The organism is Mycobacterium sp. (genome assembly GCF_052145595.1).
Classification (GTDB): Bacteria; Actinomycetota; Actinomycetes; order Mycobacteriales; family Mycobacteriaceae; genus Mycobacterium.
The window spans coordinates 1-24,728 of sequence record NZ_JBKQOI010000050.1; the positions used below are offsets into that span (position 1 = coordinate 1).

The window sequence follows — 24,728 nt, forward strand, 5'->3', positions numbered from 1 at the left end:
TCTTCGTGCTGGTTGGGGTGCCAAGCCCGAAAACCAGTCAGGTCTATGACATGACCTGCGTGCTCGACCGCAAGCTGGTCACGTGCACAGGCGGAAACGAGGCCAAAGTCTACGTTTTCTGATCAGCCTGGGGCCCAGCACGGGCGCCATAGCTGCGGATGCCCGTCGGACGACTGCATCTTTATGAACGACCACTGCTCCGATGCGAGACCCTGCGCGTTCCAGCCGCCGATCAACCGCGCGCCGATCAGAAGCGGCCTGCGCAGTCCGGTTAAGAACTCGAAGTTCAGGGGATCAATGCCATCGGCGTACCCTCTCGGTACGTTCCGTCAACCGAGATGCCAACCGGCGGTCGATCATCCCGGCGGCAGCGGCGGCGGGTTCTCTTGGTCGGTATAGCCCTTGGTGATCTGGATGATGTTGCCGGTCGGATCGCGCAGCCATGCCGAGCGCCACCCGGGAATGAACTCATCGAAGCCCAGCGGCCCGAAGGTGACGACCGCATCCGATCCCATCTCCGCGATCTTGCGGTCCACGTCGTCTACCTCGAATGAGATATTGCGCACGCCCGACCAGTGATAGCCGTCTCCTGTGGCCTGCGCAACCGGTTTCGGCTCATCGGCGCGGAACAGCTCGAGCACTGTTCCGGCGCCGCGCAAAAAGACGATCTGCGCGCCTTGGCCCATGTCCACCACGCGCGCACGGCGGAATCCGAAGTGCTTGGTGTAGAACCGTTCTACGGCGATCGGATCGTCGCAGGTCAGGGAGATGTGGTTGAGGCTGGGATCCGGCATGTGGTGTTCTCCTCTGCCATCTTCGGCTTGCAACGTCAGGCCCGCGCGCGAGCGGCCTTGACCAGATCGGCGCACTTCTCGGCGATCATGACGACGCCGGCGTGACAATTGCCCGAAGGCACGGCCGGCATCACGCTGGCATCAGCTACACGTAGTCCCTCGATGCCGTGCACCCGCAGCTCGGGATCGACGACGGCGAGCGCATCCAAACCCATGCGGCAGGATCCCGCCTGGTGATGGTACGACTCGGCGCGGTTGCGGACGTCGTCGCCCAGCTGGGCATCGGATACGTTTGGCCCGGGTAGCACCTCCGCCTGCACCCAGTCCGCGAAGGCGCGGGTGGCGTAGATCCGCCGTGCCAGGCGCACGCCCTCGGTCAGGCGGCGGTGATCCGCTTCGACCGCCAAATAGTTGGGATCGATCAGCGGCTTCGCCAGCGGGTCGGCGCTCGCGAGCCGCACCCGGCCGCGCGAGAGCGGCCGAACCACGCCCGGCAGCATCACCATAACGTCCGGCGGCGGTTCGTCTCTGACCTGCAGCGGGTCGCCGTGCACGAATGCCATCTGCATGTCCGGCCCGGGCCAGCCGGGTGTCGAGCGGTAGAACAGCGCCGCTTCCGACATATTGTTGTGCGGGCGCGGGATCGGCTGCTTGGCGACGCAGATCACGGGGATCAGCACATGATTGTGAAAGTTCTCGCCCACGCCCGGCAGGTCCACCAGCGCCGGAATGCCGAGCGCTTCCAGCGAGTCGCTCGCTCCGATGCCAGACAGCAGCAGCAACTTCGGCGAGTCGATCGCCCCGGCACAGACGATCACCTCACGGGTGGCGGTGGCGGTCTCGGTGCTGCCATTGCGGACGTACTCGACGCCGGTGCAGCGGCGGCCGTTGAACAGCAGCCGGGTCACCTGCGCGCCGTCGATCAGCTCCAAGGTCCGTTCGTGCTGCGGCTTGGGCTGCTCCCTGTCCAGCGCCGGATAGAGGTAGGCGACCTCGTCGCTGTGCCGCTTGCCGTCCTTGATGTTGACGTGGTGCCATCCAGCACCCTCCATCCGCGGACCGTTGAAGTCCTCGGTGCTCTGAAACCCCAGTTCCACGCAGGCATCGATAAAGGCTTGCGAGACCGGGCTCGGATCGTGTCGTTCGACGCTCGCGACCCGCAGCGGACCGCCCTTGCCCGCCAGCGGATTGGTGTCGTCCTCCTGATCCTCGAGCTTCTGAAAATAGCGCAGCACGTCGTCGAAAGACCAACCCGGGCAGCCGTTGTAGGCCCAGTTGTCGTAGTCGCTGCGGTGCCCGCGGATGTGCATGAGGATGTACAAGTTACTGCTCCCGCCGGGCATCCGGCCGCGCGGCTCGGGAAATCGCCGGCCGCAGCAATGAGGCTGCGGCACACTGCGGTAGCCCCAATCGACCGGCGTGTTCTGAACGAGGCCCCAATGCCACGGGATGGCGATGTCTTCCGCGACCCTCGGCGGCACCTGGCGACTACCTGCTTCCAGCACGGCCACGTGGATGCCGGCATCTTCGCTGAGCCGCGCGGCGACGGCGGAGCCGGCCGAACCAGCGCCGACGACGATGTAATCGTAATTGGCCATGTTCTCCTCGTTGCCGATTACGGCTGCCTCTGATCGAGGAACGGCTGGAACGGCAGGCTGTCGTGAATCGTTCGCATGTAGACAATCCGACCGTTCTGTATCTGAAAATAGTTGGCGCCGATGACCTCCCGGTTCGCGTCGCCCGGATAGGCGATTGGCACGCCATGCGAGTTCTGCCCCTCGAAACGCCAGACGACGACGGCAGCGTCGCCGTCAACGACGATGTGCTGCGGGTGCATCTGAAACACGCGGTAGCCGCTACGGATCCCGTCGATCGCGCCGCGTAGCACGCCAATGCCGTCGAAATGGCCGGCGAGTTGCTCGTCGCCCACCACATCGTCGCTGAACAGCGTGAGCCACTGCTCCCAATCGCCACGATTGCCGCAGTCGTAATAGCGGTCGATGACGTCCCGAACGGTCATGCGTCTTTACTCCTTTGGCGATCAGGATTGCGTCTCAGGCCGGGTCTAGGTGTGCGCGCCGCGCCTGAACTCGGTGACGTGCCCGGTCCCCTCGGCCCTCGCAGCGGCACGCCGTAGACCTGTGAAAACACGTCGGCGGGATCCTCGAAGATCGGCACGCGATCGTTGATGTTGATTACTCGCCTTCAGAACGCATCGGCCGCAGATGCATTGCACCAGAGCCAGATTCGTTTGGCCAGCATCTCCGTTCGACATTGCCGATTCTCCCGACGTATACGTGGACCCGGATGCGGTTGCCTTACCGTCGTTACGTTAGCAGTCAAAGCGGCGGCGAGCCCGGCATCGGCCGTAACTCGTCCACCACATATCGCGCGATCACCGGCCTCCCGGTTTCCGGCGACCGAATCATTCTCCATGTCTGGTAGGCGTCGAACCCGAACCACTCGCTGCGGGGGGCGGGCGCTGTCCAGCGCCGGCCCTGCCAGTTCACGACCACCTTGACCTCCGCATCCGGTCCCTCCAACTTCGGTTCCACCAGGCTGAGCGTGTGCACCTCGTCGAAAAACAGATTGATCACGCCCGGGTGATCGTCCCCGCCGGCGTACCAGTCGCCGAACTCCCGGCGGCTGCGCAGGGTGGCCTCCGGGACGACGAACTCCAGTCCCTGATCGAGGACCAGCGGCATGATGTCGGCAGCCGGAACGTGCTCATCGAGTTTGCGGTACCAATCCGCCGCAAACGCCTCGATCTCGTCGCGCCTTAGCGGCCCCTCGCCGGCTCGTTCGCTTGCCATAGCGATTTCCTAATCTTTCGTGGAATGGCCGGCTACGACCCGCGGATATGCCGGCGTCCGCGATACATCTCTCGCCAGCACGAGCTCGATCAGGTACGGCCCTTCGTGTTCGAGCATCGTGGTGATCGCCCCGGCAATCTGCGCCGGCTGGCTTACCCGACAACCCGGCACGCCCAGCCCCCGCGCCAACGATACGAAATCCAGATCAGGTTCACGAACATCGAACGACGGCGGAAAACTGGCTTCGTCCGGTTGCAGTCCGCGATCACTCCAATAGGTGACGATGTTCTCCTTCAGAATGCGGTAGCTCGCGTTGTGACACACGACGAACTTGGCTCCGATCCGATAGTGCGCCGCCGTCCACAGCGCTTGATAGGTGAACATCGCTCCACCGTCGCCGGTGAAGCCGACAACCGTGCGATCGGGATCCGCCAACTTGACGCCCACGGCTCCCGGAATGCCCACTCCGAGCGTCCCGCCCGGCGTCTCGAAAAACCCTCCCGAGGTCGTCGGGGGCACCCACCGCATCAACTCCGTCGAATACGTGATGGACTCGTCATAGACGATGGCGCCCTGCGGCAGTTGCTTGGCCAGCTCTTCGGCGAACGCCGACATGTGCAAAGGAACCGCCATACGATTGGCGCGGTCTCGTTCCAGATCGCCGGCACGCTGCTGTTGCTTTTCCCGTGCCGAACGCTCGGCGCGATCGCGCGCCGCCTGCTGTTGCGCCTGCGACAGCCGGTCTGTGACCGCGTCGGCCAAGAGGCGCAGGGTCAGCTTCGGGTCGCTGACGAGCCCGAGCGTGACCGGATGGTTCTTGGCGATTGCGTAGGCGTCAAGATCGATGTGAATAACCTTGGCATCCGGATGGAACGGGTTTTCAAGCACCGGGAAAACGTCGGGAAACACATACGTGCCGCAGATCACCACCGCGTCGGCTTGTGCGACTGTCTGGCGGCTCACCTGCCCGAACATATGCCCGGTCGAGCCACGGTAGAGCGGATGCGTCCAGGGGATATTGAGCTCCGACGCCATCGCGCCCCACACATCGGCGCCGAGCACTTCGGCCAATCGCGCGAGCTCGCCCTGCGCCTGCGAGTGCGCTATACCATCCCCCATGATGATCACGGGATTCTGGGCATCCGCCAGCAATTCCGCAGCGCGCGCGATCAGCGCCGGCTCCGGTGTCACACGAGTCTCAGGAACGACCGTCGGCAGCACCGGCTCCTCGTTGGGCTGATCGAGAATGTCCTGCGGGACGGAGAGAAAAACCGGGCCGAAGGGCGGTGTCGCCGCCATCTTGACGCATCGGCGCAACAGGCGCAGCAGGCTGCCGGGGTGAGTCACCCGCGCGGCGTACTTGGTCACCGGCCGCGCGAGGGCGACCAGGTCCAGCGCCATATGGGCATCGAGCGCGTCGGCGGCCATGCCCGCCTCGCCGGCGATGACCACCAGCGGCGCGCGCTGCATACGGAAGGCTTGATAGAGACTGCCGATGGCATTGCCGAGGCCGACGCTGCAATGCAGCTGCACCGCGGTCGGTTTCTGCGTCGCCTGGGCATAGCCGCTGGCCATCAACACCAGCGCCGCTTCCTGCAGACCCACAATGTATCGGATCGCGGGAAAGCGAGAGATCTCGTCGAGCAATCCCTCTTCGCTGCTGCCGGGGTTGCCGAACATGGTGGTCATACCGTCGGCCCGCAGCTGTTCGAGCAGCTTACGGTGCCCCGTCGTCGTCGCCATCGCGTTTGCCCCTCATCGGGTGTCTCGTTGAGCCAGAGCTGGGTTAGGCGTGTAAGCCCGGCTACCACCCCCACATCTTTTGGCCGGTCAGGACGCTGTCCGGCGTCGAGCTGCTGGTGATGAATGGATAATCGATGATGACGCTTGTGGGATGGCTGAAGTTGCCGTGATATCCGCCGTCGGGGCCCGGTCGCGTCGCCCAAGATGATGCTCCGGCGCAGGTCTTCTTGCCAGCAAGTGATCTGTCGGCCATATCAGGCTCTCGTTTGAATAGGTTTCGTCTATGCCTGCGCTTGCACTGGATTTGTTTGAAATTCGACTACAAGTTCGATGGTCGCGTCCACGGGGTTGGGTGGCATCCCGTCCGTCGGAATCTGGTACTCGGCCAGGTTGGCCGGATCCAGCTCCTCGGTCATGTCCACCCCATTTGCACGGACGCGCGTAATCTTCACGCGGCCCGGTGGCATGAAATCGGGCAGCACGTTGATCGACTTCTGCTGCTTGATGGTGTTGATCTTGAAAAAGAGGCTGAAGGTGTTATCGGAGCCACCGCCTGCCGCGACGTAGCTGCGCGTGTAGATGTGCGAGAGGTAGGCCAGTTCGAAGACGTGATACCCGATCGAGTGGCTGCTCTTCATCTCGTACTGTCCTTCGAGGATCGGCAGGCCATTCTCAGTCGTCCGGAAAAAGTAGCCCTGGCGTTCCCGATCGAGGAAAAACAGATTCCAGAAGGCCGAGGATTCCCGCGCCAGACGCAGATAGTGCGGATTCTCGGTCACCCCGTAGAGGATCAGATACGCGAGGATGCCCTGCTCCTGCTGCCAGAAATCCTTGGTGGCGCCCCAGGCGAATTGCGTCGGCATGCCGCCGTTCGGATGCCGCTCGACGCAGTCGAAGATGCCGCCGCGGATTTTGTCGAGGCCGACCTCGCCCATGCGATCGGCGAGTCGCTTCGCAACCTCGAGGCAACGGTCGGAGCGCTTGACGTACCCCTCCGCTTGCTGGGTCTTGCCTTCGTCTTGCAGTCGTTTGGCGCGAGTCTGGAAGTAGTGGGCGCAACGGGTGAGGTTCCAGGCGATTTTCAGATTGTGACCCACTACCGCCCGGTTCTGCTGCCAGCGGTACGTCAGGTCGGGTGTCCAGTCCGCGTGAAAGCGCTCGAACACGAAATCCGAATCGGGGTCGGGGAACTTTTCGCAGATCAGCGAGGAGGTCTCCTCGAGGATGCTATGGCAGACCTCGAGCAGCGGCGCGAGGATCCGCCGGACCTCCCCTTGTGGCAGGGGGTCGAGCGTAAGAATGAGGTTGACCAGATAGGCCGGGATGTGATCACCCACCGAATTCCAGTTCTTTTTCGAGCGGTTCTCCTCCGCCAAGACCTTGTCGGGCCTCATTGTCGCCGGATCCAGGTGTGAGTAATAACCGCCTTTTCCAGCAAAACCCTTTTCCGTCGCCGACGGCGAATCCCAGAAAAAACTTTGGAAGGTGTTGATGGTGCGCTGGATGTCCTCCAGCAACTCCCAGTCCAGGGTGACGCGGTATAACTGGGTAAGACCGGCAAGTGCGTAGATTTGCTCGTAAAGCGGGATGGTTCCGACATCGTCCGGGCCCTGCGAGGCGAATAGCAGGAACTCGCCCCGCTCGCCCTGCACGTTGCGCCGGCGACCGTAAGACCAGAAGCAGTAGTGGCCGTCGTGGCTGAGGCTGCGAAACGCCTCACGCAGGTAATTCCCGGCGGCGCGGGCCGCCATCAGGTAGCGCTCGGCGCCGGTCAGCAGATACGCGGACGACAAGTCGTAGAGCAGTCGCGAAAGGACGGCGCATTCCTGAATCGTGTCGTCCGTCGCCTGACCGAGAATGTTAAGGGTCGTCCGATAGAATTTGGCGAAATCATCGATGCTGTAGCTGCGCTTGGCGTCGAATAGGTGGTCCAGGATACGGTCGGCCATCTGCGTCACCTGCGAAGGCCACCAATGCGTTTCCTCGAACAGGTACCGCTCTGAATCCGAATGAAGCAGGTGCACGTCCCGGGCCTCGTAGCGCTGGCCGCCGCCATTCTCCTGATAGACGCCGCTCACGAACACCGGCCGACCAGAAACGGCATACTTACGCAGTTTGTAAACAATGTCATCGTCGCCGGGGGCGCGCTCCTGGTCGGGCACCGTGTCGCGGTCCACGCCGTCGAGATTCGACAGCACCTGGTAATTAGTCTCGGGCCCGACAATCGCCTCGAAGGTGTCCCCGCTTCGCGCCTTAAACGAAAACGACGGCCCGCCGGGGTCGACGGAGACGATGCTACCAGCGACAGTCAACGTCTGATTGTAACTATTCAGGGGCACGAATATTCCCTCTCATGACAAAACCTGATCACGGATCGGGTGCAGACGAAAAGCTATAATCAAGCGCCCTTACCCATTCGACAATGCGTCTTTACAGGCTGGCGTTGTTTTACATCTAGCAATCACGCGGTGAGACCGAATTCTGCGAAAACCTCTTCCCGTCGAGAGGGAGTATATGTACAGGTCTCACATGGTGCAAGCGTCTCGCACCTACCTGGTCTCGAATAAAATAGGCTACCTATCAGAGCTGAAGGTCGACAACCTGAAGGCAGGGCACGCAGTTCATCAGCCCGGAGCGGGCTTACTTGCCGCCTTTGGTAAGTGGGGTCCGAAGCTGGTAGGCGCCTGTGTCGGCAGCGACGATCCCGACCGCCCTTGCAGGGTGCTGTCCTCGGCCGCATGCCCGCAGACCCGTTCGCCCAAGCGTAAGCCTCTTCGCAGGCCGTCCCGCCTATTTGCCCTCCAGGACCGGCGGCTCGGTGAAAGGATCTGCATTGCACACCTCCGGCGCCGAAGGGGCTTCTATGCGAGGCACGCCAATGCGTATCGTCCTGTACACGCTGCTGGCCCTGGCGGTTGTGCTGGTCGGCTATCTTGTCTTGCTTGCGCTTCATCCGAGTGCGGCATTGGCGGGGTTCGGGCGGCAGGCCTCGTGGCAAACCATCGCGATCGTGACCGCGATATTGGCAGTTGTTTGCATCCTCAGTTATATCTCGCGACGCGACCGCACATCACCGACCGTTCCCGTGGTCATCGTCGTGGGGCTTACTGCCACAAGCTTTGTTCTCGGCTTCAGTTCGTACTGGAGCTGCAACGACAAAGAGCATCCGACCTTCTTCACCCCACTTATGTGGACCGTATCCCTGATCAAGGGTGACGACCGTTCGCTGGAGGGAGGGCTGGAGGGAAGAGTGTGTCCGACGCCACCGCCGGTCGCGGTAGAGGTCGCCCGCCTCACGATCCTGGCCGCGATCTTCGTCAGCTTGCTCGGAGTTGCCGCTGCGATATTCCGCGCACAGTCTGACCGGCTACGAGCCTGGCTTGCGAAATCAGTGACTGTTGTTGTGGACATCGACGACGACGCTGTGTCGATGGTTCGCGCTCTCGCGCGGGAACACGAGCCGGATCGCACCGTGGTGCTGATAACCGACAGTACAGACCGCCCGTGCGTTCACGAGGCTCGCAACTACGGATTGCGGGTGCTTCGCGCCGATTTCGATCGCTCGGAAGACGTAGGGACACACCGGCTCTGGCGGCATGTTGAGCGCGTCTACTTGTTATCTCCTGATCCGTCGGCGAATCTATCGAGGCTACAAATGATCAGTGAGCGACTAGCCACGGTAGACGCGAAGCAACGCATCCCGCTGATCGTCCGTATCGACGACCCGTGGCTGGCTGACGCGTGGCTGGCCGAGCAGTTCGGCGGTTGCACCGGCACGCGATGGGCAGCGGACGCTGTCGGAATGTATGAAGTAACTGCCCGGCGGCTCCTCGAGCAGATCGTCGAGACAAAGACGGTTAGGAGACTTATCGTCGGCGGGTGCTCTCCGCTGACGCTGGCACTGTGCGATTACCTCGCCCGGCGACAGATCGAGCGCGACTTCCAACCGGTGGAGGGCGAATCCCGACTGCCTTCCCTGACACTAGTCGGACCGGACGCTGAGCAATACAAGCGAGATCACGACTTTCGCCAAGAGCGCCGATTCGGCATCAGCCCGGTACCGATCGACGTGGTCGGAGAAGTTGTCTCGGAGCCGGCGCTTTGTAGCTTGATCGAACCCAGTGTTGATAAGCGCAGTACTGCAGTGATCCTTGTTGATCCGGCACCGGGCACTCGCATCGATCCGATGACCGCGACACGCGTCGCCGCGCGCTTCCCCACCATGCCGATCTATGGCTGGGACCCGAAGGCCCGCGCCGGCGCAGACATCGTACCGATCGTCGGTCACCTCTATAACTACCGCGTCGGAATGGAGCTACCCGACGGCCAGGGCCACACCAATTGGGAACGTGCGGCGATGCGGATCCACGAGCGATACTGCGCCGGATCCGATCGTGAGCAGCCGCCGCGGAAGCCGTGGGCAGAGCTCGAGGACTTTTACAAGCAGTCCAATCTTCGTCAGGTGCAAAACGCTCTTCGGATCGTCGAACAGAATGCAGGCCACACCTGGAACACCTTGGGCGCCCCGCGGGATCCCGTGCCGGTGCCGGAGGTGCCGGAGAGCGCGAGCCTCGAGCAGCTCTTAGAGCTGTTCGACACGTTGGGCTTCACCGAGGAGGCCGTCTGGGAAATGGCCCGGGCTGAATTTGAAGATTGGAGCGATTTCCACCAGCGGCACGGATGGACACGAGGGCCCAAGCGCGATTATGCGAACAAGAAACACGAAAAACTCGTTAGTTGGGAACAAACCATCGACGATGAGACTCTGTGGCAACCGGCGCTGAGAAGCCTTGCAAAAACTTTGATCGAGCTGCGGGAGCTTGGTTACCGATCTATGCCGTTGTGGCAGCCGTATCACCGGATCGAACAGGTCACCGCCAAACGGCAGTGGATGCCGTGGAAGTGGACGTCGCCCCGCGGCAGCACCATCCGGGCCGGTAAGGGCAGTTGGGAAGTGCGCACCGCCGACAATGAGAGCTGGCCGCTGGCCAACGACTTGTTCCGATCGTGCTATTCGCGTGTCGACGGGAAGTACTGGATACGCACAACAACCGTGTGGGCGAGGCAAGCGCGTCCGGGCGAAGTTATTGAAACCCCTGACGCAGGGGCGTACGCCGCCAAGGAGGGGGACTGGGTGGTGCAGGGCGAGAGCGGGCAACAATGGTTGATTCCGAATGACAAATTTCAACGTCGCTACAAGAGTGGTCGCGCCAAGGGGCGCGAAGGCCGAGTTTCGGTATCGGGCTCCAACGCGATGAGGAGGTTGTAGGGCGTTTCTATCCGATGTCGGGTGGGACGGGCAGCCCCAGGGCACACGGTTTGATAACCGATGTCTCGGGTGACCCAGTCGCGCCACTGTTTGTGGCTCGTGTTGGTGCTCAGCTTGTTACACAGGTCCGGGCGGGGCGGGGCTTGCGCCGACCATCGTGGCACCGTGTAGTCGTCGCTGGCGCCCGCGAGGCGGCGCCCGCCGCGGCTGAACGCCATACTCTTCACCCGATCGGTGTGTCCGTTCAGCGGGGCCCAAAGGTTGGCCGGCTTGGTGACACACCCATGGTGGCCAGCGAACCTTGCTCTGCACCGCTGCGAGAAGTAACATCCGTTCACCGTTTATCGATGGGCGGTTAGCTCGACGTGCGGGGCCTCGAAGCCCTCGAACGCAAAGCGGAGACCGCGCGCTTCCTGCCCCCATGGATCGAACAAGCTGGCCTCGATGCAGAGCGGCACTCGGCAAGAACCTGTGACCACCGCCAGTTAGGCGGGGCTGTTGAGCATTCGGGGGTTCACGGCGCGCGCGGCGACATAATCGAGGCTGATTTAAAGGCAGGTAGTGCGTTACTCATGTTTGGTGCCGCGCTAACTGGCAGCATTGACGCCGTCGACCAATTGGCGATCGAACACAGCAGAGGCCACCCATGGAAACCAGCCTTCCGCCTCGTAAGGCTAGTCAGGCTGTTAAGACCGGAGCGCGGGATCTGGGTGCGCGATTGGTCGAAGGCGCGAGACTGCACCGAGGAACGAGCATCGGCGTCGTCGACGGGGTGGCAATCAAGGCGGTGCGGGTCAACGGCATCGACCGCACCGAACAGCTCAAACCCAATAGCGTCGACGATTTCCAGGTCCGGCTCGAGGACCTCGAACCTAACACCGACGACGAATCCGTGGACCTGGTCGTCGAATTCGCCGTCCACTAACCCCAGGAGTAGCCGTGATGAACCAGAACCAGCCCGCCCCACAGCAACCACTGGCCGGCAAACGGGTCGCCGTCATCGTGGAAAGCCAGTTCATCCCCCAAGAGCTCGAAATCTACCGGCAGCGCTTCCAAAGTTACGGCGCCACGGTGGATTTCGTGTCACACCTGTGGGGGCAGCCTAGACAGCGGTTCTATTCCACCGTGGAACCTGGGGTGGTTGATGAACTCCAGTGGCTGGAGGTCGGCATCGAGGTCGATGACGTCAAGCCCAGCGACTATGCGGCCATTATCGCCGTGGCGAACTACGCCACGGTCCGGCTGCGCTCCGTCTCAGACCCGCCGCCGGGGGTCGATCCGCACGAACTGGCGCGCAACGCCCCAGCGGTACGCTTCTTCTGCGAGGCGATGCTCGACCGCCGCATCGTCAAAGGGGCGCCGTGCCACGCACTGTGGCTGCTCACCCCCACACCGGAAGTGCTGCGCGGGCGTCGAGTGGTCTGCAACACCGTGGTGCTGGCCGATGTCCTCAACGCCGGAGCCGAATACGTTCCGTTCGAGCCCGGCACCCCGCAACCCGAGCAAGTTTTGGTGGACGACGATCTCGTCACCAACACCGGCTGGCACGCCACCGAACGCCTCGTCGAGAAAATCAGGAACATCATCGTCCAAAAGCAGCAGGCCGCCGTGTCCACACCAGCAGGAGTAACGCAATGACGCTTTCCGCCGCACCGACCGTTCCGGACATCGAGGTCCAACGCAGGCACGCCGCCGCGTCGCCGAACACCGTTGCCGTCCAGTTCATTTACCACACCGGCATCGCGCAAGACCTGTTCAGCAATGTGCGGCTGTGCGGAAGCTGGGACGACAGCGGACTACCCAGCACGGCGTGGACGACCACACCGATGCAGCAATACACGAGTATTGAGGGCTGCCCCACGTACACGGCCACCATCGAATTCCCCGACACCCAGGTCGGCGCCGAGTATTCCTGGGGCGTCATCGCAGACAGCGGCTCCGGTCGCGACCTGTGGGCCATCCCCACCGAAGTCCCCGACCCAGACTCCGCCGCCCGGCAGCGCACCCTCACACTGGCCCCCGACCCGATCGAACAGCACTATTGGCTTTCCACCAGCCGACAGCTAGGCGCCAACCCGCGCTGGACCCCCGACGGCGCCCAACGAATCCAATTCGCGGTGTGGGCGCCCAACGCACAACAGGTTTCGGTCATCTTCGGCGACCCCGCGGTCGGCTACATCACCGACGACGGCACTGGGGTTATCGGGCAGCCCATCGCTATGCGGCCCGCCGGCGACGGGGTGTGGGAAACCGACCTGACCGATCCGCAGCTGAATAGCTTCCTCGGCTTCGACCACCGCCCCTACATGTTCCGCGTCGTCAAGGATGACGGCCGCGTCGCCTACCGCACGGACCTGTACTCCCGCTGCCAAATCGGGCGCGGCACCGTTAATCCGGCCAACCTGGCCCAAGGTCAATCCTTCTCGGGGCGGCGTGAGGACCTCGACGGCAGTGTCAGCTGCTCGGTGGTGGTCGACCCGCAATGGGTGACCGCTCACTTCCGCAACACCGACTGGCCCGAGACCGAATGGGCCGCCGAGCAAGACTTTTGGAACCACGAGTTCGACCCGCAACGACCTGTTCCCACCCGCCTCGAGGACCTCGTCATCTACGAGATGCACATCGGCGGCCTCGGCGCGGGCAAGACCGAACCCGACGGCACACCCGTGCCCGGCGACCTCGCCGACGCCATCGGGATGCTGGACTATCTGGTTGACCTCGGTGTCAACGCCGTGGAGCTGATGCCGATGTCGCAGTTCGAGGGCTGGGCGACGTGGGGGTACGGCACCTCGCACTACTTCGCCATCGAATTCAGCGGCGGCGGCCGCGACGAATTCAAACACTTTGTCCGCGAATGCCACCGACGCGGCATCGCGGTCATCCTCGACGTCGTTTACAACCACTACAACCCTGACGGGGAGCGCGCCGAGTGGGCCTACGACTCCGACGATCCCGAGCGCAACATCTACTACTGGTATCAGGGTTCGCCCGCGGACTACCCCGAACCCACCGGCGGGTACCTCGACAACGATTCCAGCGGCTGGGCGCCCCGTTTCAGCGAACAACGCGTCCGGCAGATGTTCATCTCCGCCGCGGTGGCTCAGGCGCTGGAGTTCCACGTGGACGGCTTCCGCGTGGACCAGACCACCTCGATCCACTCCTACAACGCACTGCATGCCGACGGCCGCCAGGTCGACGCCGCCAACGCGTGCGGCGCGAAATTCCTTCGCGAACTGACCCGCACACTTCGCCTGGTCAAGCCGCACGTGTTTTTCATCGCCGAGGACTACTCCAGCTGGGAGGGCGTCACGGCGCCCACCGATCTGGGTGGCCTGGGTTTCGACGCCATTTGGTACGCCGACTTCTACCACAACCTTTCCGGCGACACCGGCCACGGACTCGACTGCGCCAACCTGCTGTCCACCGCCGCGATCGGCGATGACCGCGCGCTGGCGATGGGTGTTTTCGCCGGCAAGCTGGCGCAGACAAACTATTCGACCGTGGTGTACCCGGAGTCCCATGACGAGGCCGGCAACTCCGCCTGGAACGGCCACCATTCCGGGCGCACCCCTTCGGTCGCCGTCGGCTATGCACCCCTGGTGGGCGACACCCGCCGCTACGGCGAAGCCCGCACCCGGTTCTCGGCGGGAATGGCGCTGCTGTCGGCCGGCACCCCGATGTTCTTCATGGGGGAGGAGTGCGGCGACACCGAGCTCTACCGCTACAACGACTTCCTCTGGCACCGCATGGATTTCCAGGGCGCGGCCGCCGGCGACGGGCACCACCTGTTCACCTTCTTCCGTGGGCTCATCACGCTACGGCGCACCGTGCCCGCGCTGCGCTCAGGAACCATCGACATTCTGCACACCCACGACGGCAACCGGGTACTGGCGTTCACCCGAAACTACGGCCCAGATCACGTGCTGGTGATGGCCAGCCTGAACAACCAGCCGTTTTTGTCCGGCTACGCCATCGACGGAGTCGCCGACGGCGTGTGGCGTGAAATGTTCAACAGCGACGCCACAGCCTACGGAGGCTGGAACGACGGCAACGGCGGGGCCGACCTGCCATCCAGCTCCGGACGGTTGACCGCGGTGCTGCCCCGCGCGGGATTCGTCGTGTTCCGGCGCCTCTGACAAGCCAGGTACCCACCGCCGGTGCCAACACGCCACCCGGTGTCGCAGCGCAGCGCCGCGCACCACCGGTCCAACGGTAAGAGATAAAGCAAAAGGAGAACCGGCAATGACCAAGACAATTCTGTGCTGTGCATCCGAATGGGGTTACTGGGGCGAGGAGCTCGTCGGCCCCCACGACGTGCTCACCGACCACGGCTACCAGATTGACTTCATGACCCCGACCGGCCAGAAACCACTCGCGCTGTCGGCCAGCATGCAGGCCGGCTTCCTGGATCCGCCGCTGGACAAGGTGGTCACCAGCGAACACTTCGCGCAACGCACCCGCGAGATCCAGGAATCCAACCTGCTCGACAAGCCGATCAACCTGTCCACCTGGTTCCCACAGATGCCGTATTTCAACAGCGCGGGGTTCGGCCACGGCTTGGAGGACTACCACACCAAACGCAACGCCTGCTGGGAGGAGCTCGACAAATACGACGCACTGCTGCTGGTCGGCGGCAGCGGCCCAATGGTCGACATGGTCAACAACGAGCGCCTCCATGATGTCATCCTTGGTTTTCTGGCCAAAGGCAAACTTATTGCAGCCGAATGCTATTGCGTGACCTGCCTGGCCTTCGCCCGCGACTGGACCGATCGCAAGAGCATCATCGCCGGAAAACACGTGACCGGCCACGCCCGCGAATACGACTACAAAGACGGCACCGGGTTCGGCTACCCTGCGGTGGCCGCGGTCAACTTCGGTCCGCCGTTCTACCCCCTGGAATACATCCTGCGCGACGCGGTGGGCCCGGACGGCCAATACCACGGCGGGGTAGGGCACACCCTTTCGACCATCCTCGACTACCCGTTCCTCACCGGCCGGTCCACCCAAGACTCCCAACTCGTCGGGGAGCTGATCATTCAAGTGCTGGAGAAGGGATTGCGGCGTTATGGATGGTGAATCCAGCCGCGGCGCCCCCGAAGTCGCGGCCCGGCAGCACAAGCGGGCACCACATCACCGGTGTAATCCACGGAAATAGCGGGGCCACTGTCACCAGAAAGGTTGCGCCATGGCCACCGCAAATTACGTGAACAGCTGAACGCTGACGGCATTACCCGCATCTTCGAAACCCTGGCAGCCCTGAGGAGGGGCCTGCTCAACGAGATCAACAAGTTTGGCGAGATCGAATATGCGATGGTGTGCAGGAAGCTGCTCCTGCTCGCCAACACAGGAGGCCGTGGTTTGTATCGCGCGCGAGGTATTCCCGATTGCAGATGCCGCGAATGACGAGCCGGCAGCCGATCTGCGCAGCCGGAGAATGGAGGTTGACGAGAAGGCGGTGTGGATGCTGCGCAGCGTGCTGGCCGGAGCGGAGCGGTCGGTAACGCGTTTGGGCATGACGGGACGACGCTGAGTGCGCGGAGGCAATGGAGCAGCGCGGCGCTTGGCTGACAATCCGGATGGGGAAGGTGTAATTCGTCGAACCGTCCGGTGCAATAGTCGCGATCTGAACGAGGGGCAAAAGGGGGAGCGGCGATGGATATATCCTTTGTGACGGTCGATGCGTTCGCGCCCGATGCGGATCCGTGGGTTCCCGTTGGTCCGATTTCGTCGGTGAGCGAGGAGAGCAGTGATTTTCTCCTGAGACTGCGGGACGAGGCCCTCGCCATCCGGCTCTCCGTCCTCTCGGCGACCTGCCTTCGCGTGCGATTCAGCCCGCGGGCGGACGCGGATTACGCGAATGAGACATCGCCAGCGGTAATCGACCGCGACCTCGGCCCGGTCGATGTACGTGTCGCCGAAAGTACATCGCAGCGGCTCGCCGTCGATACCGGCGCGATGCGGATCGAGGTCGATCTGCAACCCTACGGGATGAGGGTCTACCGGGACGCGCAGCTCGTCTGTGCCGACCAGCCGGGCCGCAATCTCGTGTATCGTCCCGGCGAGCACGGCGTCGCCAACATCAAGATCCTTCCTGAGAACGCGATCTACTGCGGGTTCGGCGAGAAGGCTGGGGCGCGACTGCTGAAGAACGGCAGCAGCATGACCAACTTCAATTTCGACAACTTCGTTTACGCCCGTGCGCCGATGCCGTCCGGCAGCGAGGGCGGCGCGCTCAATCCGGCGGAGCCGCTCTACGCGTCGATCCCGCTGCTGATCGAGATCAATCGCTCGCCGGTCGGCGACTACGCCGGCAAGCCGTACTGCTACGGGCTGTTCTTCGACAATCTTTCGCAATCGTTCTTCAACATCGGCAACGACAGCTATACCGACATGCGCGGCAGGTACGCCTTTGGCGCCTTGTTCGGTGAGCTGGACTACTACCTGTTCCTGGGCGACGGCGTCCCGGACATCCTGTATCAGTTCACGAGCTTGACTGGGCGGAGCCCGATGCCGCCCAAGTACGCCTTCGGCTTCCATCAGGGCTGTTACGGTTACTACGATCGTGGCCGCGTCGAGAGCGTTGCCCGCGCCTATCGTGAAGCGCGCATTCCGATCGACGGCCTGCACATCGACATCGACCTGCAGAACAACTATCGCGTTTTCACGCATAGCGAGATGAAGTTCCCGCGCGCGGCGGAGATGATCGCAGACCTGCACGCCAACGGCTTCAAGTGCTCGACCATCGTCACCCCGCTGCTGACCCACAACCCGCTCGACGAGCGGGGCGAGATGACGCCTTTTCCGCATCGCCAGGAACTCCTGGAGTTGGGGGGCCTGCTGTACGACGTCCGGGCCGGGCGGGAGCCGGGCGTGGGGTTGTTCGCAACCAACGTTTCCTATGGCGCCAATCGTGGCGTCAATCCCTACCTTTACCCGCCGCTGGCGCCCAATCGCGACGGTGTGACGCCGCTCGGCGCCGGAATCAACTACCCCGATCTCGGCCGCCCCGAGGTGCAGGCAGTCTGGGGCCGGCAATACGCCCATCTGATCCAGGACCTTGGCATCGACATGATCTGGCAGGACATGATGTGTCCCGCCGCGGCCGTGTCGGGGGACACGCCGGAGGGCACTCTGCCGCTCAACCTGATGATTCATGACGGCCGCGACTACGTGCCGCACGCCGTGTGCCACAACGCCTACCCGATGTTCCTGCTGAAGGCGACCCACGCGGGCATCACCACCCTCAGGCCGGAGACGCGCCCATTCATCCTCGCCCGCGGCGGGTACGCCGGCCTCCAGCGCTACGCCGCGCTATGGACGGGAGACAACGCATCCAGCTGGGACTTCCTCAGGATCAGCCTCACGCAGGCACTCAACCTCGGCCTCTCAGGCGTGCCGATCTCCGGATCGGACATCGGCGGGTTCGCGACAGGCCCGATACCCGACGGTACGACGGCGCCTGCGGTCGTGCGCGACGGCAGGATGATCGGCGGCGTCACCGATCCAGAGCTGTTCGTCCGCTGGATGCAACTCGGCTCGTTCCTGCCCTGGTTCCGCAACCACTATCTCGGCTATGACAAGGAATACCAGGAGGTGTACGCCTACGGCGAACCGGTGGCGGGCATCTGCCGCAGGTTCATCGAGCTGCGCTACCGCATGCTCCAGCTTTACTACGACGCAATGTACGAATGGGTGAGGACGGGCTTGCCGATCGCGCGCGCGTTGTTCCTCGATGATCCAGAGGACCCGGAGATCTACCAGCACCTCGACGACCAGTTCTTCGCCGGCAAGGACATCCTGGTGGCGCCGATCCTCTTCCCGGCGGGTCCGGACGGCGCGCCCGCTGTGCGAGATGTTTACCTCCCGGCCGGCAACGGCTGGTTCGTCTTCCGGGACGGACAAGCAAAGCTCGATCCGCCGATTCCGGGCGGGCAGCTCCTCCGTGGCGTCGAATCCGCCCTCGACGAGGTCCCCATTTACGTGCGCGAAGGCGCGATCGTGCCCATGCGATCGCGTCTCGAACAATACGTGGGAGAGCTCCCGCACAACCCGCTCGACATCCACTTCTACCCCGGCCCGGATGGCGATCATCTTCTCTATCAGGACGACGGAATCAGCACTCGCGCCGCGACAGAGGACGCCTTTCGTACGACCCGGATCAGCAGGCGCGCCGTGGCAGGCGGCACGAGCATTCGCGTGCAGCGCCTTCACGATGGCTACACGCCACCCGAACCGTTCTATTGCCTTCGACTGCTCGGGTCGGCGGCGCCGAAGTCGGTGACCGTCGGCGGCGGCACGGGGCTGATCGCCGTCACGTCCGTCAAAGCGCTCGATGACGCACCGGAAGACGCCTACCTGTGGGATGAAAGGCTGGCATCGATCGTGGTGAAGGTGTTCGACCGCACCTCGGATGCGAACGTCACTGTGTTGTCCGGGGCGTAATCTTGGTGTCGCCGATGGCCATTAGCCTGGGCAAGCAGTCGGGCGGGTGTTCATCGCCATGAGGACAACGTCGGAAAACCCGTCAGGGCGAGCGTAGCGAAGCGGTCTTTCTCGATTGGACGCCCGCTTCGCGGGTTCGCAATGACAACTCGCCTTCTATAGAGGGAGCCATGAGACGGAGACTGCATGCGGGCAAGCCGGCGGAAATCACCTTTACTTGCGACTTCCACGAGCTCGTTGGCGGCGACCTGCGCCCGGGTGGCCCGCTTCTGCTGCGCTATGATCCGATCCGCATTGTGCCGGCGGCGGAGCCTTACCGCTTCGGCGATCCCGAGCGGCCGGTGATGGCCCACATCCGATTCCGCGAAGGTGAGGCACCGATCGACGTGCCGCTTCGCTCGCCAGGCGGAATCGTTTCGTGTCCCGCCGTAAAGTTGACTGGGCAAGGTTCGATGCTCTCGGCGCAGGTTACGTTGCCCGAGGACGCCGGGTGCCTCACGGTCTGGTTCTCTTACACGACCGCATCGGGCATGATCCGCTACGACAGCGACTACGGCGCCAACTACGGGTTCGGCTTCCCCTGCCGGGAGGTTGCCGTGGTACGAGCGACGGTGACACGGCAGCCGGACGAGCCTGGCGATCGCTTCGATCTGACCGTCAGCACGACACAAGCGGTCGAAGAGGCAACAGTTCAGTTCTCTCTGATCGGGGATGCTGCATGCATCAAGCACGAGGCACGATTACAGCGAGTGGGCGAGGTTGCCGCGCAAGAGCGAGGGATCCTTTGTGCTGCCGCTATCGACGTCCCGCACGGCGCTATTACACGTTTCAAGGTGTGCTACTGGATCGGCGGGCGGCGCTTGGTGGACGACAACACGGGCGCCTTTTACCTTGCCCCGGAGCCCGAACCCCACAGCATCCCCCCGCCGCCTCCGGCCCTGCTCGAGGCGGCAGCAGCATGGAGCTGAGCATCGGGCGGTGCCTGTAAGCAATACAAATTGCCATATCTAACCCGGGGCGGTCGCCGTGTTGAGGCCGGGTCGCCTGCAGCCTCTGAGTGCCTCTTTATTCATGGTCGCGCAGAAGCATTCGACGCCGGCGGCAAGACGAATCCGCAGTGTTCAGCTTCGGAGAGTGTCGCCACCCACGACGCCGACGGTCAGGTGGCTCTGTGCCACTCGTCTTAGCTTAGAAGGATCGTTTAGTTTCAAGCATCGGCCGGGATTGGCAGTCCCGGGCAGAGCGTGATGTAGTCGATGTGGGGCGACACCCAGTCGCGCCACTGCTGATGGCTCATGTTCGCGGTCAGTTTGGCGCACAGCATCTCCGGCGACGCGTCCGCCGGCCACAGCCGCACCGTCTGGTCGTTGTTGGCGGAGGCGAGGCGGTGCCCGTCGGGGCTGAACGCCACACCCGTCACCGCGCCGGTGTGGCCGGTGATGGGGGCGCCAATCGGCTGGCCGGTGCCGAGGACGGCGTAGGTGACATTATTGGCGCTCAGCCCAACCCGGTCCACCTGTAGCCGCACCTCGCCGTCGCTGAGGTCAGGCATCGGCGCATAAACAAGTGCGGTTCGGGCGAAATCGTCTCGACCCATTGCCAGCGTCCACGACGTGGTCATTACGGACCTGGCGCACACACCCACCTAACCCCGCAGCGGGATAACGTTGCCCGCCTTAGCTGTTTGGTGTCGAGCAGGTGCGAAGACATCACTCAGTATATCCCGTCGTGACTGGTCGACAGGCCGTTGTCGCACGTCACGGTGTCGTGGAAGGTCGAGCCTGTCGCGGGTCCTTGGGGGGGGATCCTCGTCTCCTCTGAGCCGGTTACGGTGAAATTGTTGACCTGCGAAAACCCAATTGCGGTGGCGGGACCCGCCACCGCATTGGTCCTAAACACGCAATTCACCGCAGGCTTGTTTGCGTTATTGGTAATCGACACAATGGTTGTCCCCGCGCCGTCGTCCCTTACCACCAGCTCCGATGGCGGAGGAGGCGGCGGTTCCGCCACTGGGGGTGGCGCCGTGTGGGGTGCCGCCGCTGGGGGTGCCGCCGCTGGGGGTTCCGCCGCTGGTGGTGCCGCCGCTGGGGGTGCCGTCGGTTCCGGTGTCGGCCACCAGGTCGCAATGAGCGAGAAGCTCGCCGACCACGGGGTGCTCGTCCCGGTTGTGCCGCCAGGCGCGGTGCCCGTCTCGCCCGGCCCCGACACGATAATTCCGACCTCAGCGATTAACGCAGCAAACGCAGCCGCAATGAGAATGCCGGGGCGGCGCCGGTACCACGGCGGGGACGGCAGTGCCTGACCCGGACCGAGCTCGTGGTCGGCGGGGGGCGGCTCGGGCGCGGCCGCCGCCGGCGGTGGAACGCCAATGCGCCTGGGGCCCGCCCCAAAGCGCGGCGTCGGGTCGGCCAGTGGCCGGTTGGTGCCGGGGATTCCTCCGGCGGCGAAGATCCGGTTGGCCTCATCCGGGGGAGCGCTCGCTACCAGGGGCGTGGAATCTTGTGGTGTGCTCGTGTGTGGGTCTCGGCCCGGCTTGCGGTGGTGTGGGCTGCTCATAATGTTTCCCTATTCTGTGCGGTCGCGCCCGACAGGCGGGCGGGGACATTCTTCCGAGTATCAAGGCGTGATCGTGGTCTTCTGGTCGATCACGTCGGTCACACGCATCAACGCGTCGGCGTCGGCCTGCGGGCCCTCGGCATTGAGCCGCAGTACGTAGATGCCATCCTTGTTTTGGATGACCACTGTCTTCTGGGCAACCATTCGCGTCACGCCGTTCTTGGTGTACGAGCCGGCGATCAGGTATCCGGGATAGCCACTCAGTGTGCTCTTTTGACCGTCGCCGCCGTTATAGCCTGGCAAGTTCTTGACCTCACCGGGTGCGACGGCCAGCAGCTTGTCCGTATCGACATTGCCCGTCAACTTCTCGACGATCGTGATGATCTTGGGCGGGTCTTTGGGATTGGTCGGCGTGTTAAAGACGATCCCGCCATACGGGGCGTCGGCGCCTTCGGGAATCCGTATCCAGCCCTCGGGAACTGGGAGGTCGATCGTCGGCGCGCCCGGTGTGCCGTGGGTGATCGTCGTCTCCTGGATGTTGTTTTTCTTGATGTAGTCGGCGATCGTCTCGTTGGGACCCGACGTCTGAGCGAACATCGAGGGAGCCGAAGTGGTTGCCGTGGACGTTGATGTCGAGGTCGATGTCGACGTGTTCGACGACTTCGAGCTTTGAACTACGGCCAAGATGGTCAGGCCGCCAACGAGGACCACGCCGACCACAATGGCGGCGACAATCCAGCGGCTGGTTTGCCAGCGTCTTTGGACGGCCACTGGAACCGGCTGTGTAGTGGTTCTCGGGGCGGCTGGGGTCGTCGTCTGGGGTAGTGGCCGTGGTGGTGGGGTAGCTCGTTGCGTAACTTCTGCTGTCTCGCGTAGTTTCTGTTGGGCTGTCTTGAGCAGCGCGTCGGCGTCGCGGTAGCCCGGCTGCTCTTGCTCGATCGCAGCTAGCAGGTCGGCGGCTTGCTGCCACTGTTCTTGGTCTAGGTAGTTGAGTGCCTGCGCATACCGGTCGGCGGGTTCGGCTTCGCGAATCTTGGCCTGCGCGTCGGAGACGATCCCACCCGGGTCGGAGTTGTCCGGGTCGATTCGAGCCAGCTCCCGCGCGGCGGCCACGACGGCATTCCATCGCCCGGCCTGATGCAGGGCCGTCATTTCGTCCACCAGTGCTTTCCGTCGCTGGGCCATGCGTGCCTGTTCAAGCCGAGCACCGACGTCGGGGTAGGCCGGGTCGAGCGCGGTCAGATTTTCCAACGCGGTCACCACGATGTCCCAGTCACGCTCAGCGGCGGAAGCCTCGGCCTTGCTCGACCAGACGTCGATGTCTCGTTGTCGGCGTGCCTCTTTCAGCCTTGTCTCGACCCGCCCCTCACCCGGATAGGAGGCCTGCAGCGTCTCGAACCGTTCTACGGCTTCGGTCCAGCGTTCGGCGAAAAAGGCGCTCAGTGCATCAGCCCACTGGGGATCGGCCAGCAGGTTCCCGCGCCCCTCGGCAGGTGCCTCCGGTGGAGTCGAGGACTGCTCCTCATGAACGTCGGCGGCCACCCCCTGTGCACTGCGCGGTTCTGTGTCGTGGTCGGCCAGGTCCTTCTGGGCCAGGGTGCGGTCTACGTCGGCGTACAGGTCGCCGCGTCTGCTGAATATCGCCAGCACGTAGCGCCCGCCGCGACGCTCCTCGGCGTCCGCCGAGTGCAGCGCGGGCTCCAACTGGATCAGGATCTGATGTTGCTGCTGGTGTGTCAGCGGCTCAGGCTGACCCACCTGCTCCACCAGATCGGAAAGGTACGACAGCGGGGCGGCTGGGGGTTCGGGTAACTGCTCAGGTGCAGGTGGTGCCGGTGGGAGGGTTCCCAGTGCACCGGCCAGGGCGAACGCCGCCTCTCTCCCTGACCGCGAATAATCGATGATCTGGCGCATCGAGAGGGTGCGGGGAAGAGCGTCAGGAAGCCGCTCCACCGCAAGCGGTAGCACCGGCTTGTTCAGCGCCAACGCCCATTCCAGCTCCCGCTTGCACGCCACCGAGCTCAATGTGTGGCTGGAGACAATCGCCACGAACACATCGGAGTCGGCGATGCGCCGCAGAATCTCGTGCCACCACGTTTGGCCGCCCCGAAGCGACGAATCCACCCAGGTCTGGTAGCCCAGCGCATCCAGGTCGCGGACCAGCGCCTCGACGTCAGGCTTGTTCTCGCGGGCATAGGAAATGAACAGTTGCCGCATGCCACCTCCCGAGAACTCTGGTACCTACTGACAAAGGATGTATCCGCGTCGAATGCGATGTCACCCCGCCCGAGGCGATCCGTCGCGGCTGGAATGGCTGGACACAGATAAATCGTGCACGCTGAACTGGCCGCGTGGATGAGTAATCGACTACTTGATTTTGGTCGACGGGTCTTTTGGCATTTAGAAGTGCCTACCTCTGTCACCGCGAGCGGGAGGTATGCAGGCTATTTAAGGGCGGCGCTGCCGATGGCATGCCGCGACACCATGGTGGCACTGAACAAGTCGCGCCAAAGAGTAATCGACTCTCGATTCTTGTCAGGGCGTTTACGGCCGCCCGGGCAAACCGGAGGCGTGAATGTGGCGTTGACACCACCGGAATTTCATCCCGGGGCCCGGCGCAGCCGAGTCATCCGCTTCATGGGGTGGGATAACTCCGATTCGCTCAGATGGGCCTGGGACCAGCAGAGTCTCTGGTTGCAGGCCGCCGACCGGCTCAAGCGGAACCTGTTTCGGGCCAGAACGCCGGGTTATTGACTGGCAAAGAGCAGTTATTTGAAATGTGCGGTATTCGCGCTGCGTTGCCTCTGCCGTGTGGCCGTCCAGCTGCGCGGATTGTCCTCTGACGCGCCCTCTCAGCGGAGAACGTCGCGCTAGTGGTCACGGTCGTTAGTTCGTCGGGGGTCATGCGGCGTGAGGGTGGGTGTCGTTTAGGTCGAGGCGGTTCAGGAAGGCGTTGAGGTCGTCTCGGGTGTAGGTCCAGTCGAATGGTGTCGCGGTGGTGTTGTAGCGGTCCTGAAAGCCGATGATGCGTTCGGAGAGTTGGTCGAGGTCGGCGAAGTCGTTGGGGTTGATGGCTTTTCGTTGCAGTATCGAGAAGTAGATCTCCACCTG

General features: G+C 63.4%; 18 protein-coding genes and 2 pseudogenes. 8 read left to right on the plus strand and 12 right to left on the minus strand.

The annotated features are described in order from the left end of the window. Positions 1–356: 356 nt before the first annotated feature. From ACLP4W_RS03180 to ACLP4W_RS03210, 7 genes are all read right to left on the minus strand, one after another. Positions 357–794 carry a VOC family protein gene (locus tag ACLP4W_RS03180; protein ID WP_442384054.1) on the minus strand — a complete coding sequence of 146 codons (438 nt, stop codon included), beginning with the start codon at positions 792–794 and terminating at the stop codon, positions 357–359. 35 nt (positions 795–829) lie between these two features. Next, positions 830–2,392: a GMC family oxidoreductase gene (locus ACLP4W_RS03185; RefSeq protein WP_442384056.1), complete on the minus strand. Its 1,563-nt coding sequence runs from the start codon at positions 2,390–2,392 to the stop codon at positions 830–832. 17 nt (positions 2,393–2,409) lie between these two features. After that, positions 2,410–2,814: a nuclear transport factor 2 family protein gene (locus ACLP4W_RS03190; RefSeq protein WP_442384058.1), complete on the minus strand. Its 405-nt coding sequence runs from the start codon at positions 2,812–2,814 to the stop codon at positions 2,410–2,412. 319 nt (positions 2,815–3,133) lie between these two features. Further along, on the minus strand, positions 3,134–3,607 hold the full coding sequence (locus ACLP4W_RS03195; RefSeq protein WP_442384060.1) for a hypothetical protein: 474 nt from the start codon (positions 3,605–3,607) through the stop codon (positions 3,134–3,136). Positions 3,608–3,616: 9 nt separating this feature from the next. Next, a complete protein-coding gene (locus ACLP4W_RS03200; RefSeq protein WP_442384062.1) occupies positions 3,617–5,350 on the minus strand; it encodes a thiamine pyrophosphate-binding protein in 1,734 nt (577 codons plus the stop codon). A gap of 61 nt (positions 5,351–5,411) precedes the next feature. Next, the gene (locus ACLP4W_RS03205; protein WP_442384064.1) at positions 5,412–5,603 is read right to left on the minus strand and encodes a hypothetical protein; all 192 of its coding nucleotides are present in this window, start codon (positions 5,601–5,603) and stop codon (positions 5,412–5,414) included. Positions 5,604–5,631: 28 nt separating this feature from the next. Next, positions 5,632–7,662 carry an AGE family epimerase/isomerase gene (locus ACLP4W_RS03210; protein WP_442384066.1) on the minus strand — a complete coding sequence of 677 codons (2,031 nt, stop codon included), beginning with the start codon at positions 7,660–7,662 and terminating at the stop codon, positions 5,632–5,634. Between the two features lie 566 nt (positions 7,663–8,228). Between ACLP4W_RS03210 and ACLP4W_RS03215 the strand changes: the two genes are divergently transcribed. From ACLP4W_RS03215 to ACLP4W_RS03235, 5 genes are all read left to right on the plus strand, one after another. Continuing rightward, positions 8,229–10,619 carry a hypothetical protein gene (locus tag ACLP4W_RS03215; RefSeq protein ID WP_442384068.1) on the plus strand — a complete coding sequence of 797 codons (2,391 nt, stop codon included), beginning with the start codon at positions 8,229–8,231 and terminating at the stop codon, positions 10,617–10,619. A gap of 718 nt (positions 10,620–11,337) precedes the next feature. Further along, positions 11,338–11,544: a hypothetical protein gene (locus ACLP4W_RS03220; RefSeq protein ID WP_442384070.1), complete on the plus strand. Its 207-nt coding sequence runs from the start codon at positions 11,338–11,340 to the stop codon at positions 11,542–11,544. A 17-nt stretch (positions 11,545–11,561) separates the two neighbouring features. Further along, a complete protein-coding gene (locus ACLP4W_RS03225) occupies positions 11,562–12,257 on the plus strand; it encodes a DJ-1/PfpI family protein (protein WP_442384072.1) in 696 nt (231 codons plus the stop codon). Next, positions 12,254–14,755, plus strand: coding sequence for an alpha-amylase family glycosyl hydrolase (locus tag ACLP4W_RS03230; RefSeq protein WP_442384074.1), 2,502 nt, complete (start codon positions 12,254–12,256; stop codon positions 14,753–14,755). Before ACLP4W_RS03225 ends, ACLP4W_RS03230 begins: the two co-directional genes overlap by 4 nt. A 106-nt stretch (positions 14,756–14,861) precedes the next feature. Beyond that, positions 14,862–15,695, plus strand: a complete 834-nt coding sequence (locus tag ACLP4W_RS03235; RefSeq protein WP_442384076.1) for a type 1 glutamine amidotransferase domain-containing protein — start codon at positions 14,862–14,864, stop codon at positions 15,693–15,695. Between the two features lie 123 nt (positions 15,696–15,818). Here ACLP4W_RS03235 and ACLP4W_RS03240 read toward each other — a convergent pair whose 3' ends face one another. Next, entirely contained in the window at positions 15,819–16,133 is a 315-nt protein-coding gene (locus ACLP4W_RS03240; RefSeq protein WP_442384078.1) for a hypothetical protein, read from the minus strand. Between the two features lie 153 nt (positions 16,134–16,286). On the opposite strand from ACLP4W_RS03240, the gene ACLP4W_RS03245 reads away from it, so the two are divergent. Further along, the gene (locus ACLP4W_RS03245; protein WP_442384080.1) at positions 16,287–19,061 is read left to right on the plus strand and encodes a TIM-barrel domain-containing protein; all 2,775 of its coding nucleotides are present in this window, start codon (positions 16,287–16,289) and stop codon (positions 19,059–19,061) included. A gap of 170 nt (positions 19,062–19,231) precedes the next feature. Then, positions 19,232–20,029, plus strand: coding sequence for a DUF6209 family protein (locus tag ACLP4W_RS03250; RefSeq protein ID WP_442384082.1), 798 nt, complete (start codon positions 19,232–19,234; stop codon positions 20,027–20,029). Positions 20,030–20,268: 239 nt separating this feature from the next. Here ACLP4W_RS03250 and ACLP4W_RS03255 read toward each other — a convergent pair whose 3' ends face one another. Further along, on the minus strand, positions 20,269–20,682 hold the full coding sequence (locus tag ACLP4W_RS03255; protein ID WP_442384084.1) for a WD40 repeat domain-containing protein: 414 nt from the start codon (positions 20,680–20,682) through the stop codon (positions 20,269–20,271). A 361-nt stretch (positions 20,683–21,043) separates the two neighbouring features. On the opposite strand from ACLP4W_RS03255, the gene ACLP4W_RS03260 reads away from it, so the two are divergent. Next, complete coding sequence (locus tag ACLP4W_RS03260; RefSeq protein WP_442384086.1) at positions 21,044–21,190, plus strand: hypothetical protein; 147 nt, start codon at positions 21,044–21,046, stop codon at positions 21,188–21,190. Between the two features lie 487 nt (positions 21,191–21,677). Here ACLP4W_RS03260 and ACLP4W_RS03265 read toward each other — a convergent pair whose 3' ends face one another. The 3 genes and pseudogenes from ACLP4W_RS03265 to ACLP4W_RS03275 form a co-directional block, all read right to left on the minus strand. After that, the gene (locus ACLP4W_RS03265; protein WP_442384088.1) at positions 21,678–22,352 is read right to left on the minus strand and encodes an LpqN/LpqT family lipoprotein; all 675 of its coding nucleotides are present in this window, start codon (positions 22,350–22,352) and stop codon (positions 21,678–21,680) included. A gap of 1,143 nt (positions 22,353–23,495) precedes the next feature. Next, positions 23,496–23,834 (minus strand): annotated as a pseudogene (locus tag ACLP4W_RS03270) (toll/interleukin-1 receptor domain-containing protein); the annotation flags it as partial. Positions 23,835–24,518: 684 nt separating this feature from the next. Further along, a pseudogene (locus ACLP4W_RS03275) lies at positions 24,519–24,728 on the minus strand (IS630 family transposase); the annotation flags it as partial.

Bases quoted from the DNA above. Each gene is read 5' to 3' on its own strand.
- ACLP4W_RS03230 (WP_442384074.1), top strand. From the start codon at position 12,254: ATGACGCTTTCCGCCGCACCGACCGTTCCGGACATCGAGGTCCAACGC.
- ACLP4W_RS03215 (WP_442384068.1), top strand. From the start codon at position 8,229: ATGCGTATCGTCCTGTACACGCTGCTGGCCCTGGCGGTTGTGCTGGTC.
- ACLP4W_RS03195 (WP_442384060.1), bottom strand. From the start codon at position 3,607: ATGGCAAGCGAACGAGCCGGCGAGGGGCCGCTAAGGCGCGACGAGATC.
- ACLP4W_RS03250 (WP_442384082.1), top strand. From the start codon at position 19,232: ATGAGACGGAGACTGCATGCGGGCAAGCCGGCGGAAATCACCTTTACT.
- ACLP4W_RS03185 (WP_442384056.1), bottom strand. From the start codon at position 2,392: ATGGCCAATTACGATTACATCGTCGTCGGCGCTGGTTCGGCCGGCTCC.
- ACLP4W_RS03190 (WP_442384058.1), bottom strand. From the start codon at position 2,814: ATGACCGTTCGGGACGTCATCGACCGCTATTACGACTGCGGCAATCGT.
- ACLP4W_RS03180 (WP_442384054.1), bottom strand. From the start codon at position 794: ATGCCGGATCCCAGCCTCAACCACATCTCCCTGACCTGCGACGATCCG.
- ACLP4W_RS03200 (WP_442384062.1), bottom strand. From the start codon at position 5,350: ATGGCGACGACGACGGGGCACCGTAAGCTGCTCGAACAGCTGCGGGCC.
- ACLP4W_RS03235 (WP_442384076.1), top strand. From the start codon at position 14,862: ATGACCAAGACAATTCTGTGCTGTGCATCCGAATGGGGTTACTGGGGC.
- ACLP4W_RS03205 (WP_442384064.1), bottom strand. From the start codon at position 5,603: ATGGCCGACAGATCACTTGCTGGCAAGAAGACCTGCGCCGGAGCATCA.
- ACLP4W_RS03260 (WP_442384086.1), top strand. From the start codon at position 21,044: ATGGCGGAGGAGGCGGCGGTTCCGCCACTGGGGGTGGCGCCGTGTGGG.
- ACLP4W_RS03240 (WP_442384078.1), bottom strand. From the start codon at position 16,133: ATGCCCAAACGCGTTACCGACCGCTCCGCTCCGGCCAGCACGCTGCGC.
- ACLP4W_RS03225 (WP_442384072.1), top strand. From the start codon at position 11,562: ATGAACCAGAACCAGCCCGCCCCACAGCAACCACTGGCCGGCAAACGG.
- ACLP4W_RS03255 (WP_442384084.1), bottom strand. From the start codon at position 20,682: ATGACCACGTCGTGGACGCTGGCAATGGGTCGAGACGATTTCGCCCGA.